General features: G+C 63.5%; 13 protein-coding genes. 8 read left to right on the top strand and 5 right to left on the bottom strand.

Features of this window, described 5'->3' with window-relative positions:
• Position 1 precedes the first annotated feature (1 nt).
• Both B0G74_RS09925 and B0G74_RS09920 read left to right on the top strand, forming a co-directional pair.
• Positions 2 to 1,468, top strand: a complete 1,467-nt coding sequence (locus tag B0G74_RS09925; protein WP_132374642.1) for a flippase — start codon at positions 2 to 4, stop codon at positions 1,466 to 1,468.
• On the top strand, positions 1,465 to 3,921 hold the full coding sequence (locus B0G74_RS09920) for a glycosyltransferase family 4 protein (protein WP_132374641.1): 2,457 nt from the start codon (positions 1,465 to 1,467) through the stop codon (positions 3,919 to 3,921). The genes B0G74_RS09925 and B0G74_RS09920 overlap by 4 nt, the downstream gene beginning before the upstream one ends.
• 117 nt (positions 3,922 to 4,038) lie before the next feature.
• Here B0G74_RS09920 and B0G74_RS09915 read toward each other — a convergent pair whose 3' ends face one another.
• A complete protein-coding gene (locus B0G74_RS09915; RefSeq protein WP_132374640.1) occupies positions 4,039 to 5,250 on the bottom strand; it encodes an acyltransferase in 1,212 nt (403 codons plus the stop codon).
• A gap of 240 nt (positions 5,251 to 5,490) precedes the next feature.
• On the opposite strand from B0G74_RS09915, the gene B0G74_RS45720 reads away from it, so the two are divergent.
• Together B0G74_RS45720 and galU are read left to right on the top strand one after the other, a co-directional pair.
• Positions 5,491 to 5,634, top strand: a complete 144-nt coding sequence (locus B0G74_RS45720; RefSeq protein ID WP_165923841.1) for a hypothetical protein — start codon at positions 5,491 to 5,493, stop codon at positions 5,632 to 5,634.
• 307 nt (positions 5,635 to 5,941) lie between these two features.
• On the top strand, positions 5,942 to 6,859 hold the full coding sequence (gene galU / locus B0G74_RS09910; protein ID WP_132374639.1) for a UTP--glucose-1-phosphate uridylyltransferase GalU: 918 nt from the start codon (positions 5,942 to 5,944) through the stop codon (positions 6,857 to 6,859).
• A 145-nt stretch (positions 6,860 to 7,004) separates the two neighbouring features.
• Here the strand turns inward: galU and B0G74_RS09905 are convergent, their stop codons facing one another.
• Positions 7,005 to 9,179 carry a malate synthase G gene (locus tag B0G74_RS09905; protein ID WP_132374638.1) on the bottom strand — a complete coding sequence of 725 codons (2,175 nt, stop codon included), beginning with the start codon at positions 9,177 to 9,179 and terminating at the stop codon, positions 7,005 to 7,007.
• A 117-nt stretch (positions 9,180 to 9,296) separates the two neighbouring features.
• A complete protein-coding gene (locus tag B0G74_RS09900) occupies positions 9,297 to 9,701 on the bottom strand; it encodes a heme-binding protein (RefSeq protein WP_132374637.1) in 405 nt (134 codons plus the stop codon).
• A 343-nt stretch (positions 9,702 to 10,044) separates the two neighbouring features.
• Between B0G74_RS09900 and B0G74_RS09890 the strand changes: the two genes are divergently transcribed.
• Positions 10,045 to 10,926, top strand: coding sequence for an MOSC N-terminal beta barrel domain-containing protein (locus B0G74_RS09890; protein WP_132374636.1), 882 nt, complete (start codon positions 10,045 to 10,047; stop codon positions 10,924 to 10,926).
• An 83-nt stretch (positions 10,927 to 11,009) separates the two neighbouring features.
• On the opposite strand, the gene B0G74_RS09885 is transcribed toward B0G74_RS09890, so the two are convergent.
• The gene (locus tag B0G74_RS09885) at positions 11,010 to 11,390 is read right to left on the bottom strand and encodes a response regulator (protein ID WP_132374635.1); all 381 of its coding nucleotides are present in this window, start codon (positions 11,388 to 11,390) and stop codon (positions 11,010 to 11,012) included.
• Between the two features lie 116 nt (positions 11,391 to 11,506).
• Here B0G74_RS09885 and B0G74_RS09880 point away from each other — a divergent pair, with 116 nt between their 5' ends.
• The gene (locus B0G74_RS09880; protein WP_132374634.1) at positions 11,507 to 12,715 is read left to right on the top strand and encodes a GAF domain-containing sensor histidine kinase; all 1,209 of its coding nucleotides are present in this window, start codon (positions 11,507 to 11,509) and stop codon (positions 12,713 to 12,715) included.
• Positions 12,716 to 12,747: 32 nt separating this feature from the next.
• Here the strand turns inward: B0G74_RS09880 and cobA are convergent, their stop codons facing one another.
• On the bottom strand, positions 12,748 to 13,563 hold the full coding sequence (gene cobA, locus B0G74_RS09875) for a uroporphyrinogen-III C-methyltransferase (RefSeq protein ID WP_132374633.1): 816 nt from the start codon (positions 13,561 to 13,563) through the stop codon (positions 12,748 to 12,750).
• Positions 13,564 to 14,267: 704 nt separating this feature from the next.
• Here cobA and nirB point away from each other — a divergent pair.
• A complete protein-coding gene (gene nirB, locus B0G74_RS09870) occupies positions 14,268 to 16,808 on the top strand; it encodes a nitrite reductase large subunit NirB (RefSeq protein ID WP_132374632.1) in 2,541 nt (846 codons plus the stop codon).
• 32 nt (positions 16,809 to 16,840) lie between these two features.
• Positions 16,841 to 17,194: a nitrite reductase small subunit NirD gene (nirD, locus tag B0G74_RS09865; RefSeq protein ID WP_132374631.1), complete on the top strand. Its 354-nt coding sequence runs from the start codon at positions 16,841 to 16,843 to the stop codon at positions 17,192 to 17,194.
• The last annotated feature ends 25 nt before the right edge of the window (positions 17,195 to 17,219 follow it).

The following is a 17,219-nucleotide window of genomic DNA, read 5'->3' as shown; positions in this document are numbered from 1 at the left end:
GATGGACAAAGGCATTCTCAAGAACGTAGCGATCAACTTTTTCGGGCTGGTGTTGCCGACTTTCGTCTCGCTCGTGACCGTGCCGTCGTATATCAAGCTGCTCGGCGTCGAGCGCTACGGCGTGATCAGCCTCGTGTGGACGCTGATCGGCTACTTCGGGATTCTCGATCTCGGCATGAGCATGGCCGCGCAGAATCACATCTCGAAGGCGCGCGCAAGCGGCGACAAGGACGAGAGCGCGCGCGTGTTCTGGAGCGCGACGTGGCTCAATCTCGCGACCGGCGTGATCGGCGGATTGATCATCTATTTCGGCGCGTTTCTCTACACCGCGTATTTCACCAAGGTGTCGCCAGAGCTGCAGCACGAGGTGTATATGGCGCTGCCGTGGCTCGCGGTGGCGATTCCGATCGCCAACGTGTCGTGGGTGTTCGCGGGCGCGATCAACGGCGCGGAACGCTTCGGCGTCTATAACACCAATCAGACCATCGGCACGTTTCTGTTCCAGCTGCTGCCGCTCGGCGCCGCGCTGTGGATGGGCGCGACCTTGCAGAACGTGCTGGCCGCAGCAGTGTTCGCGCGGATCGTGGCCGCGCTGCTGCTGGGCCGCTCCGCGGTGAAAGTGCTGGAGATCCGCCGCATTCTGCCGCCGCAATTCGGCGTGGCGAAGGGGCTTTTCAATTTCGGTGGCTGGATGCTGATTGCGAGCGTCACCACCATGATTGCCGACTCGCTCGATCGCGTGATGCTCGGCACCAGTCTCGGCGCGCGTTTCGTCACGTATTACACGGTGCCGCAAAACCTCGTGACGCGTCTGAACATCGTGCCGACGGCGCTGGTGCGCACGCTGTTTCCAAGGCTCTCCGCAGTCGGACGCGCCGACGCCGACACCATCACCCAGCAGTCGCTCGAATTTCTCAACGGCGTGTTCACACCCGTCGCGCTGGTCGCGATGCTGGTGCTCGAGCCGTTCCTGCACCTGTGGGTCGGCAACGAGATCGCCACCGTGGCGGCGCCGGTGGGCCGCATCATGATCGTCGCCGTGTGGCTCGTCGGCCAGGCGAACGTCACGCGGATTCTGATCCAGTCGCAGGTCAATCCGGCCACGGCCGCGCGCGTCGGTTTGTTCGAATTGCCCCTGTTTGCAGGGGCATTGTGGTTCGGCATCACGCATTTCGGTCTGACCGGCGCGGCGGTGGCCGTGGCCGGCCGGGCGCTGTTCGACTACGCCGTGCTGCTGCGCCTGTCGGCGATTCGCGCGAAGCAGATCGCGCTCGACATGCTCGCCCACCTTGCCTTTCTGCTGGCCAGCCTGTGGCTCGCCAGCTTCCTGCCGAGTCTCGCAATGGCGATTGTTGCCGGCGTATTGATGGTAGGCGCGAATGTCGCCTGGTCGATCACGATGACACCCGCCTTGCGCGATCTTGCGCGTTCACTGCTGTTGCGACTGAATCCGAGGAAAAGCGCATGAACCACGAAGTCCTTGAAGAAGCCGTGCTGCAACCCGCGACGCGCAGCGCATTGGCCGAACTCACCACCGTTCCCGGCGGTCAGGCGCCACCGCGGCGCGCCGCGTTGCGCGCCGATAAAACAGTGCGCGTTGCGATCGTGCACGACTGGCTCGTCACCTATGCAGGGGCGGAGAAGGTGCTCGAACAGATCGTCGCGTGCTTTCCGGACGCGGATCTGTTCAGCCTCGTCGATTTTCTCGACGACCGCAGCTTTCTGCGCGGCAAGTCCGTCACGACCTCGTTCATCCAGAAGCTGCCGCTCGCGCGCACCAAGTACCGCTCGTATCTGCCGTTGATGCCGCTCGCGATCGAACAGCTCGACGTGTCCGCGTACGACGTGGTGATTTCGAGCAGCCACGCGGTCGCCAAGGGCATTCTGACCGGCCCCGACCAGGTGCATATCAGCTACGTGCATTCGCCGATCCGCTATGCGTGGGACTTGCAGCATCAATATCTCAAGCAGTCGAAGCTGACCAGCGGCCCGAAGTCGGCCATGGCGCGGCTGATTCTGCACTACATGCGCAACTGGGATATCCGCACCTCGAATGCGGTGGATGGCTTCGTCGCCAATTCCGAGTTCATCGCGCGGCGCATCAAGAAGGTCTATCAGCGCGATGCGCAGGTGATCTTTCCGCCGGTCGATGTCGAAGCCTTCGCGCTCTGCACCGAGAAGGACGACTTTTATCTGACCGCCTCGCGCATGGTGCCGTACAAGAAGATCGATCTGATCGTCGAGGCGTTCGCGCGCATGCCGCAGCGCAAGCTCGTCGTGATCGGCGACGGTCCCGACATGCAGAAAATCCGCGCGAAAGCGGGGCCGAACGTGGAGATCATGGGCTATCAGCCGTTCAAGGTGCTCAAGGAAAAGATGAGCCGCGCCAAGGCCTTCGTGTTCGCTGCGGAAGAAGACTTCGGCATTTCGGTGGTCGAAGCGCAGGCGTGCGGCACGCCGGTGATAGCCTACGGCAAGGGCGGCGCGCTCGAAACCGTGCGCGATCTGTCCGAGCCGCGGCCCACCGGCATGTTCTTCGACGAACAGAACGCCGAGTCGATCATCGCCGCGGTCGAGCGTTTCGACGGCCACGTGAAGCGTTTTTCGCCGGTGGATTGCCGCGCGAACGCCGAGCAGTTCTCCGCCGCTCATTTCCGCGAACGCTTCTTCGCGCATGTGCGGGCGGCCGTGCCGGCGTTGCGCACGGCGACGCTGCCGCCGTACGTGCCGTATAAAGCGCCAACCGTTGCGAACGGTCCGCGCATTCTGGCCGTCGATCAAAGCGGCGTGCTCGGCGGCGCCGAACTGTCGCTGCTGGAAATCGTCAAGGCGTTGCGCTCGCGCATCGAGGTCGTGCTGTTCGACGACGGCCCGTTCCGCACCGCGCTCGCCAAAGCGGGCGTGGCCGTCGACGTGCTGGATGCGGGCGCGCTGCGCCATGTTCGCAAGCAGGGCGGTTCATTGCCGAAGGGTCAGGCGCTCAAGGGCCTGCTGTCGCTCGTGCGCGCCACGGCCAAACGCGCGCGCAAGGCCGACGTGATCTACGCGAACACCCAGCGCGCGATGGTGATCGGCGCGATCGCCGGCAAACTGGCGCGGCGCCCGGTGGTCTGGCATCTGCGCGATATCGTGAGCCCCGAGCATTTCGGCGGCAAGCAACTGGCGATCATCAAATGGTGCGCGCGTCTGGGCCTCACGCATGTGATCGCCAATTCGGCCGCGTCGGCGCGCGCATTCGCCGATCTCACGCAGTTCGACAAAAAACGCATCGACGTGGTGTTCAACGGCATTTCCGCCGCGCCGTTCGACGCCTTGCGCCCGGTGCCCCAAGCGACGCTGCGCAAGCGCCTCGGCTTGCCTGAGGATGCGTTTCTGGTCGGCTCGTTCAGCCGCCTCGCACGCTGGAAGGGGCAGCACGTGCTGCTCGAAGCGATGGTGCTCAACCCGCAGATGCATGCGGTGCTGGTGGGCGCGCCGCTCTTTGGCGAGGACCAGTACGAGATCGAACTGCACGCGTTCGTCGCCGCGCACAACCTCGGCGGCCGTGTGCATTTTCTTGGCTTCCAGCACGATATCGCGGCCTGCATGTGCGCGGTCGATGCGGTCGTGCATACGTCGATCACGCCGGAGCCGTTCGGCCGCGTGATCGTCGAAGGCATGCTGGCGCAGCGGCCGGTGGTGGCGGCGCGCGCGGGCGGCGTGCTGGAGATCATCGACGATTACGAGAACGGCGTGCTGTGCACGCCGGGGGACGCGCACGGCCTTGCCGACGCGCTCGCTGAATTGCGCTCGAACGACGAACTGCGCAACCGGCTGGTCAGCAACGGCTATCAGACGGCGCTGAGCCGGTTCGGCACCGCAACCTATGTCGAGGGTGTCGAGCGGATTCTGAAGCGCGTGGCGGGGCCGAAAACGGCTTAGGAAGGTTTTTACGCGGGGGTAGGCAGGGACATGGCCAGTCCCTGCCGTTGGCGCAGCGGAGCGAAAGTCTCACGACGTTCGCTCCGTTTTTTTATCGCGTGGTTTTGAGGCCTTGGTTCAAGCCTTTTTCAAAGCCGCTTTCGGCTTGAAGCTGGCCGACCATTTCATGGCTGGCAGTTCGACCAGCCGGTAGAACACATAGGCCACCGGCACGGCCACCAGCATGTAGCCGAACGACGGCCAGATCGACATTTGCAGCGACGAGCGGAACAGCAGCGACGACAGCAGCACGAAGATCGGCAAATGGATCAGATAGAGCGAGAAACTGAAGTCACCGAACCGCCCGAGCAGACGCGTGCCGAACGCAGGGCCGCGGTCCGCGTTGCCGCGCTCCAGCGCCTTGTACAGGTAGAACGCGAAGCCGATGGCCCAGAGTTGGAACGCACCGTACTGGCCGAAATGGAACGCGGCGCAGCCGAGCGCGACGAACCCCGCAGCGAGCGCGTAGAGCCATACCGAGGAGCGAGCCTGCGGCGCGCGACGGGCCCGGGCGTCGGCGATCCACGCGCCGAGCGTCCACGAAAACCAGTATGACGTGAAGAACTGAATGTCGTGGCGTTCTAGCACGTAGGCGGACACCACGTTGATGACCGCAACGATCGCCAGCACGGAGGTCATGCCGATGCGCCGGCGCAGTGCGAACAGTAGCGGATAGATCGCGTAGAACTGCACTTCGAGCGAGAGCGTCCAGAGCGCGCCGTTCGAGCCGAACGTCTTGCCGGCCACGCCTTGCAGCGAGAACAGATTGACGAGGAAAGCCTGCAGGCCGATCTCGCGGATCTTGTGACTGACGGGCGGCAGTTGCAGGCTGAACCAGTCGAGCGCGAAGGTCAGCACCAGTGCGGCGAGCAGCACGGGATAAATGCGCGCAAAGCGGCGCACCCAGAAATTGCCCGTATCGAGCCGGTAAGCGGGATTGCCGGCCAGGCGCAGCGCGCCGCCGCGGTGAATGCAATAGCCGCTGATCACGAAGAAAATCGGCACGCCCGCGGAGCCCCAGGCAATCGGGAACGTCAAATACGCGGCAATCGAATTCAGACTGAATGCGTGGCCCACGCTCTGGTGAAACGCCTGCATGCCGACCCATTCCACCTGGCGGCAATGAAAATACGCCACCAGCAGCGCGGCAAAGCCCCGCATGGCGTCGATGACATGCTCCTTGCCGGCGCTGTCGGCGCGCGCTTCGCTCTGGGCGCGCGGCGTGGCGGCCGTGCGAGGCGGGGAGAGGGGCAGGGATGAGCCGGCGGCATCCAGTGCTGAGTCGCTCATGCGCGGTCCTTATTCTGACGGAGGAAAAACGAATTCGCGCGGGCGCCATACGCGCCTGCGGTACATGACATGCTAGTGCACAGCGCGGGTAAAAAATCGATAAAAAATTGCGTGGTGAATTGAATTAATTGGCGATTTGTGACGAATTGTAATTGAGCATAAGCAGATGCAGCAGCGAATTATTTACCGCTTTTGTCGTGCTACTTTAAGCCACGGATTCTCTTGACCCGAGGTGAAGTCATGAACCTGCATTTACTCGCCGGCATTGCCGTGCTGCTGATCCTTGTCGCTGCCTCCGCCTATCGGGAGGCGCTGCGCAACGAGCCCATCCGCCGTTTTCGGATGAATCCAGGCAAGCTGCCGCAGCTCGACGAGAACGAATAACGCGGGCCTGAAGAGCCGCGAGGCGCGCCCGTGATCCATCCGCCGGCGCGCCTGGCGCATCTGAAGGCCAGTTGTCAGGATATGTAAAATTTTCGGAATTGCCGGAAAATAAATCGATTTCAATGCGTAATTGTTGCCCGTCGTTTGTCACGCTGCGGCATATTGAAGAAGAATAGATTTATTTATTCCAATTGAGGAAATTTCACATACGGACTGGCGTCATTTTTTTGCTAGTCTTTCCGGCGACATCGATTGGCCGCCAGGCCCGCGAACACACCAATTTCTAACCGATGTGGGAATGCCTACCATGCTGAAAGTCACCAAAGCCGTGTTTCCCGTAGCGGGCCTCGGGACACGATTCCTGCCGGCAACCAAAGCAAGTCCTAAGGAAATGCTGCCGATCGTCGACAAGCCGCTGATTCAATACGCGGTCGAAGAAGCGATTGCTGCCGGCATCACCGAGATGATCTTCGTGACGGGCCGCAGCAAGCGCGCCATCGAAGATCACTTCGACAAGTCCTACGAGATCGAAGCCGAACTCGAGGCGCGTAACAAACAGAAGCTGCTCGATCTGGTGCGCAGCATCAAGCCGGCCAACGTCGACTGTTTCTATGTGCGTCAGGCCGAAGCGCTCGGCCTCGGCCACGCGGTGCTGTGCGCGGAGAAACTGGTGGGTGAGAGCCCGTTCGCGGTGATTCTGGCCGACGACCTGCTGCACAGCTCGAAGCCGGTGATGAGCCAGCTCGTCGATACGTTCAATCACTATCACAGCTCGGTGATCGGCGTGGAAACCATCGCGCGCGAAGACAGCCGCTCGTACGGCGTGGTGGATGGCCGCGAGTGGGAAGACAACGTGATCAAGCTGTCGGGCATCGTCGAGAAGCCGGCACCGGACAAGGCGCCGTCGAATCTCGGCGTGGTGGGCCGTTATGTGCTGATGCCGACCATCTTCAAGCATATCCGCGCGTTGAAGCCGGGCGCGGGTGGCGAACTGCAATTGACCGACGCGGTGCAATCGCTGCTGACCGAGGAGCAGGTGCTCGCGTATCGTTATTTCGGCACGCGCTTCGATTGCGGCAGCAAGCTGGGGTATCTGAAGGCGACGGTGGAATTCGCGCTGCGGCATCCGGAAGTGAAGGCGGAATTCGAGGCCTATCTGCAGGCGTATATGCAGACCAATATGCAGGACGGCGTGCCGGCGCAGTATGCGGCAGAAGCGGCTTAAGCGGCGTCAGTAGTCGCTGCAAATTCACCACGCAGAGGTAACGCGCAGCAGCACCGCGCGCATTAAAACGGGCGCCGCAAACCACGCGGCGCCCGTCTTTTTTTCACCCGACCCGCGCATCACGCGCGGCCCGGCAAACCCGCTGTCAGACTTCCTTCTTCACTTCCAGCCGGAACTTATGCAGCAGCGGTTCCGTGTAACCGCTCGGCTGCTGACGTCCTTCGAACACCAGCGCCTGCGCGGCCTTGAAGGCGATCGTATCGAAGCCCGGCGCCATCGGTTTGTAGAGCGGGTCGCCCGCGTTCTGCTCGTCGACCACCTTCGCCATACGCTTGAACGTCTCTTCGACGAGCTCGCGCTTCACCACGCCGTGATACAGCCAGTTGGCGATGTGCTGGCTGGAAATACGCAGCGTGGCACGGTCTTCCATCAGGCCGACGTTGTGAATGTCCGGCACCTTCGAGCAGCCTACGCCCTGATCGATCCAGCGCACCACGTAGCCAAGGATGCCCTGCGCGTTGTTGTCGATCTCGCTGCGGATCTCGTCGTCGCTCCACTTCGCCTCGGCGACGACCGGAATCGTCAGCAAGCCGTCGAGCAGTTCGTCGCGCACCGTCGCGTATTCCGTGCGTTCCAGTTCCCGCTGAACCTTCTGCACATCGACTTGATGGTAATGCAGCGCATGCAGCGTGGCGGCGGTCGGCGAGGGCACCCATGCGGTGTTCGCACCGGCCTTCGGATGCGCGATCTTCTGTTCGAGCATGGCGTGCATCAGATCGGGCATCGCCCACATGCCCTTGCCGATCTGCGAGCGGCCGCGCAAGCCCGCGCTCAAACCAACCAGCACGTTGCTGCGCTCATAAGCGGCGATCCAGGCGCTCGACTTCATGTCGCCCTTGCGCATCATCGGACCGGCTTCCATGGCCGAGTGCATTTCGTCGCCGGTGCGGTCGAGGAAACCCGTGTTGATGAACGCGACACGCTCCGACGCTTCGGCGATACAGGCGAGCAGGTTCACGCTGGTGCGGCGCTCCTCGTCCATGATGCCCATCTTGATCGTGTTGCGCGGCAGCTTCAGCAGGTCTTCCACGCGCGCGAACAGCTCGCTCGCGAAGGCGACTTCGGCCGGCCCGTGCATCTTCGGCTTGACGATATAGATCGAGCCGGTGCGCGAATTCAACTGGTGCTTGCGGTCGTGCAACGCGCACAGCGTGGTGATGACCGCGTCGAGAATGCCTTCCGGAATCTCGTGGCCGTCTTTGGTCAGCACCGCCGGATTGGTCATCAAATGACCGACGTTGCGAATGAACAGCAGCGAGCGGCCATGCAGCACGACCGGCGCGGTGCCGTTCGCGGCGGTGTACACGCGGTCGGCGTTCAGCCGGCGCGTGAAGGTCTTGCCGTTCTTCGTGACCTCTTCGGTCAGGTCGCCGGTCATCAGGCCAAGCCAGTTGCGGTAGAGCAGGACCTTGTCGTCCGCATCCACGGCCGCGACCGAGTCTTCACAGTCGATGATCGTGCTCACCGCCGCTTCGACCACGACGTCCTTCACATGCGCCGCATCGGTCTTGCCGATCGAATCGTTCGCATCGATCTGGATTTCGAAGTGCAGGCCGTTGTGCTTGAGCAGCACGGCGGACGGCGCGCTTTCCTCGCCCTGATAGCCGATGAATTGCGCCGGCGTCTTCAGCTCGCTCGTGCCGTTCTTCAGCGTGACGATCAGCTTGCCGCCCTCGACGCTATAGCGCGTGGCGTCGGCATGCGAGCCGTTCGCGAGCGGCGCGGCCTGGTCGAGGAATTTGCGGGCATAGGCGATCACCGCGGCGCCGCGCACCGGATTGAAAGACTTCTGCTTTTCCGCGCCGCCCGTCTCGGGGATCGCGTCGGTGCCGTACAGCGCGTCGTACAGGCTGCCCCAGCGCGCGTTCGCCGCGTTCAGCGCATAGCGCTGATTCGACAGCGGCACCACGAGTTGCGGGCCGGCCTGTTCGGCGATTTCGGTGTCCACGTTGTCGGTCGTGGCTTTGACGCTGGCAGGCACGGGCACGATATAGCCGATGCCTTCGAGAAACGCACGGTACGCTCGCAGATCGCGCACCGGACCCGGATTGGCGCGATGCCACTTGTCCAGTTCGGTTTGCAGGCGGTCGCGCTCGGCGAGCAACGCACGGTTCTTAGGCGCCAGCTCGTGCACGAGGGCGTCGAAACCTGACCAGAATGCGGCGCTGTCGATTCCGGTGCCGGGCAGGGCTTCGGTTTCGACGAACTGGTCGAGGTTGGCGGCGACTTGCAGTCCGCCGCGCGTGTTCATCTGAGTCATCGACTGCTCCATCTATCTGAATGGGGCCGATGAGGGGGCATCGGCCCGCGTTGTGCAACGGTTAGCTTGTTTGTTTCATGGCGGCCGCTTTGGTCGGTTTGCGAACCACCCGCAAACTCAAGCGGCGATGGCCTGAATACCCGCCTTGGCGATCTGCGCGTCCTGATCCGACTTGACGCCCGACACGCCGACCGCGCCGACCACCTGGCCGTCGACGATCACCGGCACGCCGCCTTCCAGCGTGCCTTGCAGCGGCGCGCTCAGGAAAGCGGTGCGGCCGTTGTTGATCATGTCTTCGTATACCTTGGTTTCACGGCGGCCGATCGCCGAAGTGCGAGCCTTTTCGGTCGCGATGTACGAGCTGGCCGGCGCGCTGCCGTCCAGACGCAGCATGCCGAGCTGATGGCCGCCATCGTCGACCACCACGATGGCGACGGCCCACTGGTGTTTCTCGGCTTCCGCGCGGGCGGCTTCGAGAATGCGGGTCGTTTCGGCGACGGTCAACACGGGTTTGCTCAGCATAATGAATTTCCTGGTTTGGTTATGGTAAGGATGCTTCTACACGTTCTATCCAGTGGCGCGCGGGAGTGCGGCCGCGTTGATGTTCGGTGACAGCGCGGATTGCACGCAGCCTTCCAGGATCCACATTGTGCGCGGATGCCGCGGCGCCGGCCTTGTCATTGCCCGAGCGCTTTGCTTGGGGATTTTACGTCCAAGCGCGGCCGGAAGAAACGGCGGCATCGCCCCGGCCGGTCTTTGGCGGCTCGTTTGGCCGCCATTCCGGCTGGAACGATGAGCGCGGAGGGCTTTACAATCAGGCATCAAACACAAGAATGCGCACGCTCCCCACGTGCATACCCACGCCATGCCGACCATCAGCGAGCTATTCGTCTATCCGATCAAATCCTGCGCGGGCATTGCGCTGCCTGAGGCACGCCTCTTTGCCACCGGCCTCGAATACGACCGCTACTGGATGGTCACCGACCCGGCCGGCGCCATGCTCACGCAGCGCGCGTATCCGCGCATGGCGCTGATCAAGGCCGAAATCGGCGCCGAGGACCTCATGATCCGCGCGCCCGGCATGAGCGAGTTGCGCACGCCGCTGGAAAGCGCGCGGCTCGAGGCGTCGCACGCGGTAGAGACCAAGGTCTGGCGCGACGCCGCTTACGGGCTCGACACCGGCGAGGCGTGTGCCGCGTGGTTCTCGACGTTTCTCGGCGTGCCCGCGCGGCTCTTGCGCTTCAATCCCGAACGCGAGCGCATTGTCGATCCGGACTACACGGGGAGCGTGGGCGGCGCGACCACCCATTTCGCCGATGGTTTCCCGCTGCTGGTGATCGGCCAGGCGTCGCTCGACGATCTGAACACGCGCCTGAATGGCAAGGGCGCGCCGTCGATTCCAATCGACCGGTTCCGTCCCAACGTGGTGCTGACGGGGCTCGATGCGTACGAAGAGGACTATGTGGAGACGCTGAGCGTCGACGGGGACGGCGACAAGGGCGCCGCCGTGCAGTTGCAACTGGTCAAGCCGTGCTCGCGCTGTCCGATGCCGACCATCGACCAGGCGAAAGGCGCGCCCGATCCGGACTGGCCGAACGAGCCGACCGACACGATGAACGTCTACCGCGCGAATCCGCAGCGAAACGGGGCGATCACGTTCGGCAACAATGCGCTCGTCGCGAGCGGGGCCGGGACGTGGCTGCGCGTGGGGCAGGCGGTGGAAGCGGAACTGGGCTTCGGCGATTGAGGGCGGTGACGGGGTAAAACCCGGTTAAACCTCGGGCACGGGAGCTGCGCGCAAAACCAGGGCACCTGCCTGGACAACACCGGCTAATGCCGGACACGCCCGGTCAACGCCGCGAGAATCACCGGCATCGGCACCGGCTTGACGAAGTGATGGTTGAAGCCCGAGCGCAGCGACTCGCTCTTTTCCTCGGCGCGCTCGAGCCCGCTGACCGCGACCAGCGTGGGCGCAGGGACATCGCCCACGTAGCGGATTCGCCGTGCCACCGCGCGCCCGTCCAGACGCGGCATTTCGACGTCCAGCAGCGCGGCCTGCGGATGCCATGCGCAATATTGAGCCAGCGCGTCGAGGCCGTTGCGCGCGGTCCGGACCTCGAAACCGTGCGCGCTGAAGTAGAGTACGTAAGCGGCCAGCAAATTCGCGTCGTCGTCAGCGATCAGAAGGCGTGCGGCTGGGTGATGGGCCATCTGATTTCCCTCAGGTTGTGTTCCTGATAGTGAGCAATTTGAAGTCCCGATAGAATCGATACTCGATAAAGTGTTTTTTCAGGCCAGATCGGCAAGGGTGCGCAGTTCCGCTTCTTATGAATAATTTACCGATCGGCAACGACGAAGACGCCGACATCGCACTCGATATCGAAGCGGTTCAGCGTATCGATGCCGTGCCTTCCATCCTGCGCATGATCTGCAAGAACACCGGCATGGGCTTTGCCGCGGTGGCCCGCGTCACGGAGCAGCGCTGGACGGCGTGCGCGGTACAGGACGAAGTGAACTTCGGTCTGGCGGCGGGCGGCGATCTGGACCTGCACACCACACTGTGTTTCGAGTCGCGCGCCGCGCGGGCCTCGATCGTCATCGACAATTTCCACACGGATCCGGTTTATCACGGCCATCACACGGCGCAAATCTACAAGCTGGGCAGTTATATTTCCGTGCCGATCATTCTTCCCGACGGCAGCTATTTCGGTAATCTCTGCGCGATCGACCCGAATCCCGCCGAGGTTTCGAATCCGCGCACCTTGCGCATGTTCGAGGTATTTGCCGACCTGATCGCGATCCAGCTTGCGAACGAAGGCCGCCACCAGGCCACTGAGGCCGCCTTGCGCCATGAGCGGGAAAACTCCAGCCTGCGCGAGCAGTTCATCGCCGTGCTGGGGCACGACCTGCGCAATCCCTTGTCGGCGGTGAGCGCGACGGCCGAACTGCTGTCGTTGCGCAAGAACGAGCCCGATCTCGTGAAGATCGGCCAGCGTCTGAAGTCCACCACCTTGCGCATGGCTCGCCTGATCGACGACGTGATGGATTTCGCGCGTGGCCGGCTCGGTTCGGGCATCGGCGTGTCGATCGACGACGTCGACGATCTGGCGATGGCGCTGCGGGTGGTCGTCGCCGAAGTGCGCGAGGCCAATCCGGATCGGCTGCTCGCCGACGATCTCGTCATCTCCGCGCGCGTGCGCTGCGACCGCACCCGTGTGCAGCAGTTGCTTTCGAACCTGCTCGGCAACGCGGTGACGCATGGCGCGGCGGAGTTTCCGGTGCGGGTGCGGGCGCGCATCGAAGACGATGAGCTCCTGCTGAGCGTCCTGAACGGCGGCAACGCGATCGCGCCGGAGAGCTTGAGCAAGGTCTTCGAACCCTACTGGCGTCCGGCGACCAGCAAGCCCGGCGGCGGCCTCGGACTCGGCCTCTATATCTGCAAGCAGATCGTGAGCGCGCATGGCGGCACGCTCGAAGTCAGATCGTCCGCGCAAGAGGGCACGTGCTTCGTCGCAAGACTGCCGACCGGTGTTTGAACTGAGCGGTTGAGATGCGCGCAGACGGCTCATCAGGCGGCCTGCGCGATCGCCTCGCGCGCGTTCTGCATGTCAGCCTGCATCGCGGCTGCTTCGTCGCGCCAGGCGTTATCTCCCGCCCACGCATGCTCGACGCTCTCGCCGATCGCGCTGCCGACCAGAATCACCGCCGGGCTGCCGAAGCCCGCGCGCGTCGCATCCGCGGCGAGCCGATCGAGGCGGCTCACGAGACGCCGTTCGTTGCTGCCACCGGCCCATTGCACGACGGCTGCGGGCGTATCGGCCGGCAGACTCGCGAGCAACGCGGTTGCAATGCTGCCGATGCGCCGCATCCCCATATAGATTGCCAACGTGGTGCGCGTCGCGGCCAAGGCGGCCCAGTCCGGCTCACCGTGATCTTCCGTGTGCGCGGTGACGAAGCTCACGCCGTGGCAATGGCGGCGATGCGTGAGCGAGATGCCGAGCCCCGCGGCGGCCGCGAACCCCGACGAGATGCCGTTGACGATCTCCACCGGAATGCCGGCGCCGCGCAAGACCGCGAGTTCTTCGCCGGCGCGTCCGAACAGCAGCGCTTCGCCGCCTTTTACCCGCACCACGTGCAAGCCCTTGAGCGCATAGCGCTGCATCAGGCGTTCGATAAACGCTTGCGGCGTCGACCGGCAGCCGCCGCGCTTGCCCACACGAATCACGCGTGCTTGCGGCGCAAGCGTCACGATCTCGGGGTTCGCGAGGTCGTCGAGCAGCACGACATCGGCGGCGGCCAGCGCTTTGGCGGCCTTCAGCGTGAGCAGATCCAGGTCGCCGGGGCCGGCGCTCAATAAGGTGACCTTGCCGGTATTCGTGTTCATCGCGGTATCTATCACGGTGTCCTTCGCTTCAGTGTCGGCCGGCGATCGCTGTTTCGCCGGCGCCAAATAAAAAAACGGCGTCCGCTCGTGATGGTCACGAGGGGACGCCGTTGTCCGTTTACTGCCTGGTGTGCTGCTGTTTCGCTTCAAGCGCGGCGAAACACAACGTTGTGTTTCGTCTGCATCGGTGTGTGCGACATGTCATGGCGGCTGCGTTGCCGCCATGAACTCGCCACGGCTTACGCAAGGACTACGCCATCCATCAACGAAGTGCGCTTCACGCCTTGCCACACCTCGCGAATAACGCCTTGAACAGTCGCGCCACGCACCGTTCGCGGGCCCGCACCTCGCACGTGCGGGGTGCTGCGTCGCACCATCCATGTGCCTCGCTGCATCAAAACGCGTCGCGCGTGCGCTGCACCGCGCAGCTGTGCCATGGGCCGCAAAGCCCCGTGCCACGGCCTCTTTGCGGGTATTTTCCGCAACTGGCACAGGCTTTGCATTAAGCCTTGCCATCGGATCAACGTGGATCCGGCGCGCGTGCAACACAAAGTACTCGCTGCAGGACAGGTCAGGACAACGGCGTCCCCCGAATTCAGTCATCGACTGGGTTCGCGGGACGCCGTTTTTTATTTCCGGAATTCGTTTTCGCCCCATGCCATACGGCGTTGCACGCAACCCAGCACATTGAGGAAACCGCGGTCATGAAAATCATCGTTATCGGTCACGGGATGGTCGGTCACAAACTGATCGAGTGCCTCGCACAAGACGCCGCGCACGGTCTCGACATCACGGTGCTGTGCGAAGAATCGCGTCCGGCCTACGACCGCGTGCACCTGTCCGAGTTTTTCGCGGGCAAGACGGCGGACGATCTGTCGCTGGTCGAGCCGGGTTTCTTCGAACGCCAGAACGTTTTGCTCAAGCTGAACGCGAAGGCTGTGGCGATCGATCGCGATGCGCGCACCGTGACGGTATCGACGGGCGAAACGTTGGCTTACGACAAGCTGGTCTTCGCGACCGGCTCCTATCCGTTCGTGCCGCCGGTGCAAGGCCGTGAGCGCGCCGATTGCTTCGTGTACCGAACCATCGACGACCTCGAAGCGATGCGCGAATGCGGCGCGCGTTCGAAGACAGGCACGGTGGTCGGCGGCGGACTGCTCGGTCTCGAATGCGCGAAGGCGCTGCGCGACATGGGTCTGCAAACGCACGTGGTCGAATTCGCGCCGCGTCTGATGGCCGTACAGGTGGACGATGGCGGTGGCCGCGTGCTGCGTACCAAGATCGAAGAACTGGGCGTCACGGTGCACACGCAGAAGAACACCACAGCGATCGTCGACGGCGAAGCGGGCACGCACCGCATGCAATTCGCGGACGGCAGCCACCTCGACACCGACATGATCGTGTTCTCCGCGGGCATCCGTCCGCGTGACGATCTGGCTCGCGACAGCGGCCTGGCGCTCGGCCCGCGCGGTGGCATCGTGATCGACAACGCGTGCCGCACCAGCGATCCGCACGTCTATGCGATCGGCGAATGCGCGCTGTGGAACGGCCAACTGTTCGGCCTCGTGGCGCCGGGCTACGACATGGCCCGCACGGTGGCGAAGCAATTGCTCGGTGATACGGCCGAATTCGCCGGCGCCGACATGAGCACCAAGCTCAAGCTGATGGGCGTGGACGTGGCGAGCATCGGAGACGCGCACGGCAACACGCCAGGCAGCCGCGCCTACCAGTTCAGCGACGAACGCAAGCAGGTCTACAAGAAGCTGGTGGTGTCCGAGTGCGGCAAATATCTGCTCGGCGGCGTGATGGTGGGCGACGCCGGCGAATACGGGACGCTATTGCAGATGATGCTGAACCGCATCGAATTGCCGGCATCGCCTGAATTCCTGATCCTGCCGCAAGCGGACGGCAACGCGAAGCCTGCGCTCGGCGTCGATGCCTTACCCGCTTCAGCGCAGATCTGTTCGTGCAACAACGTCTCGAAGGCCGACCTGTGCGCCGCCGTGTGCGCGGGCGCCGCCGACATCGGCGCGCTCAAGTGCGCGACCAGCGCCGGCACGTCGTGCGGCGGTTGCGTGCCGCTCGTCACGCAGGTGATGAAGGCCGAGATGAAGAAGCAGGGGCTCGCGGTCAACAATCACGTCTGCGAACACTTCGCGTATTCGCGCCAGGAGCTGTATCACATCGTGCGCGTGGAAGGCGTGCGCAGCTTCGGCGAATTGCTCGCGAAGCACGGTCACGGCCTCGGCTGCGATATCTGCAAGCCGGTGGTGGCGAGCGTTCTCGCGTCGTGCTGGAACGAGTTCGTGCTGAAGAAGGAGCATGCCTCGCTGCAGGACACCAACGACTACTACCTCGCCAACATTCAACGCGATGGCACCTATTCGGTCGTGCCGCGCATGGCGGGCGGCGAAGTCACGCCCGACGGTTTGATCGCGGTCGGCCAGGTCGCCAAGAAATACGGCCTCTACACGAAGATCACCGGCGGTCAGCGCGTCGATCTGTTCGGTGCGCGTGTCGAGCAATTGCCGCTCATCTGGGAAGAACTGATCGCCGCCGGTTTCGAATCCGGCCACGCCTACGGCAAGTCGCTGCGCACCGTGAAGTCGTGTGTCGGCTCGACGTGGTGCCGCTACGGCGTCGGCGATTCGGTGGGTCTCGCGGTCGAGATCGAAAACCGCTACAAGGGCCTGCGTACCCCGCACAAGATCAAATTCGGCGTGTCGGGCTGCACCCGCGAATGCGCGGAAGCGCAGGGCAAGGACGTCGGCATCATCGCGACCGAGAAGGGCTGGAATCTCTATGTATGCGGCAACGGCGGCATGAAACCGCGCCACGCCGAACTGCTCGCGTCGGACCTCGATAAGGAGACGCTGGTGCGCTACATCGACCGCTTCCTGATGTTCTACGTGCGCACCGCCGACCGTCTGCAACGCACCAGCGTGTGGCGCGAGAACCTCGAAGGCGGCCTCGACTATCTGATCGACGTGGTCGTCAACGATCGGCTTGGCGTGGCCGGTGAACTCGAGTCGGAGATGCAGCACGTGGTCGACACCTACGAATGCGAATGGAAGAAGGCCGTCACCGATTCCGAAACGCGCAAGCGCTTCCGTCATTTCGTCAACAGCGGCGAGTCGGACAGCAACGTCGCCTTCGTCGAGGAGCGTGGCCAGATCCGGCCGGCCACGCTCGCCGAGCGGCGCTCGAAGCTCGCCGCGATTCCTGTTGTCGTTGAAACCGTTTGATTGAACCGCACCATTCACCGAGGACTTCCGTCATGAACAACGATCGCCTGCCACGCGCCTGGACGCCGGTTTGCCCGCTCGACGACATCGTGCCCAACACGGGTGTTTGCGCGCTCGTCAACGGCGAACAGGTCGCGGTTTTTCACGTGAACAAGGGCGACGCGGACAGCATCGTGTACGCGATCGAGAACTTCGATCCGGGCTCGCAGGCGGCGGTGCTCTCGCGCGGATTGATCGGCAGCCTCGGCGAACGGATCGTGGTGGCCTCGCCGATCTACAAGCATCACTTCGATCTGCGCACTGGCGAGTGCCTCGAAACACCGGCGCATTCCGTCGGTGCGTTCGCCGCGCGCGTGGAAGACGGCCACGTGTGGGTCGCGGTTTGAGCCGCCGATTTGTCTGAAACCTTTT

The sequence above is a fragment of the Paraburkholderia sp. BL9I2N2 genome (genome assembly GCF_004339745.1).
Classification (GTDB): Bacteria; Pseudomonadota; Gammaproteobacteria; order Burkholderiales; family Burkholderiaceae; genus Paraburkholderia.
The sequence above is the reverse complement of the archived record's forward strand: the minus strand, read 5'-3'. Positions and strand labels throughout refer to the sequence as shown.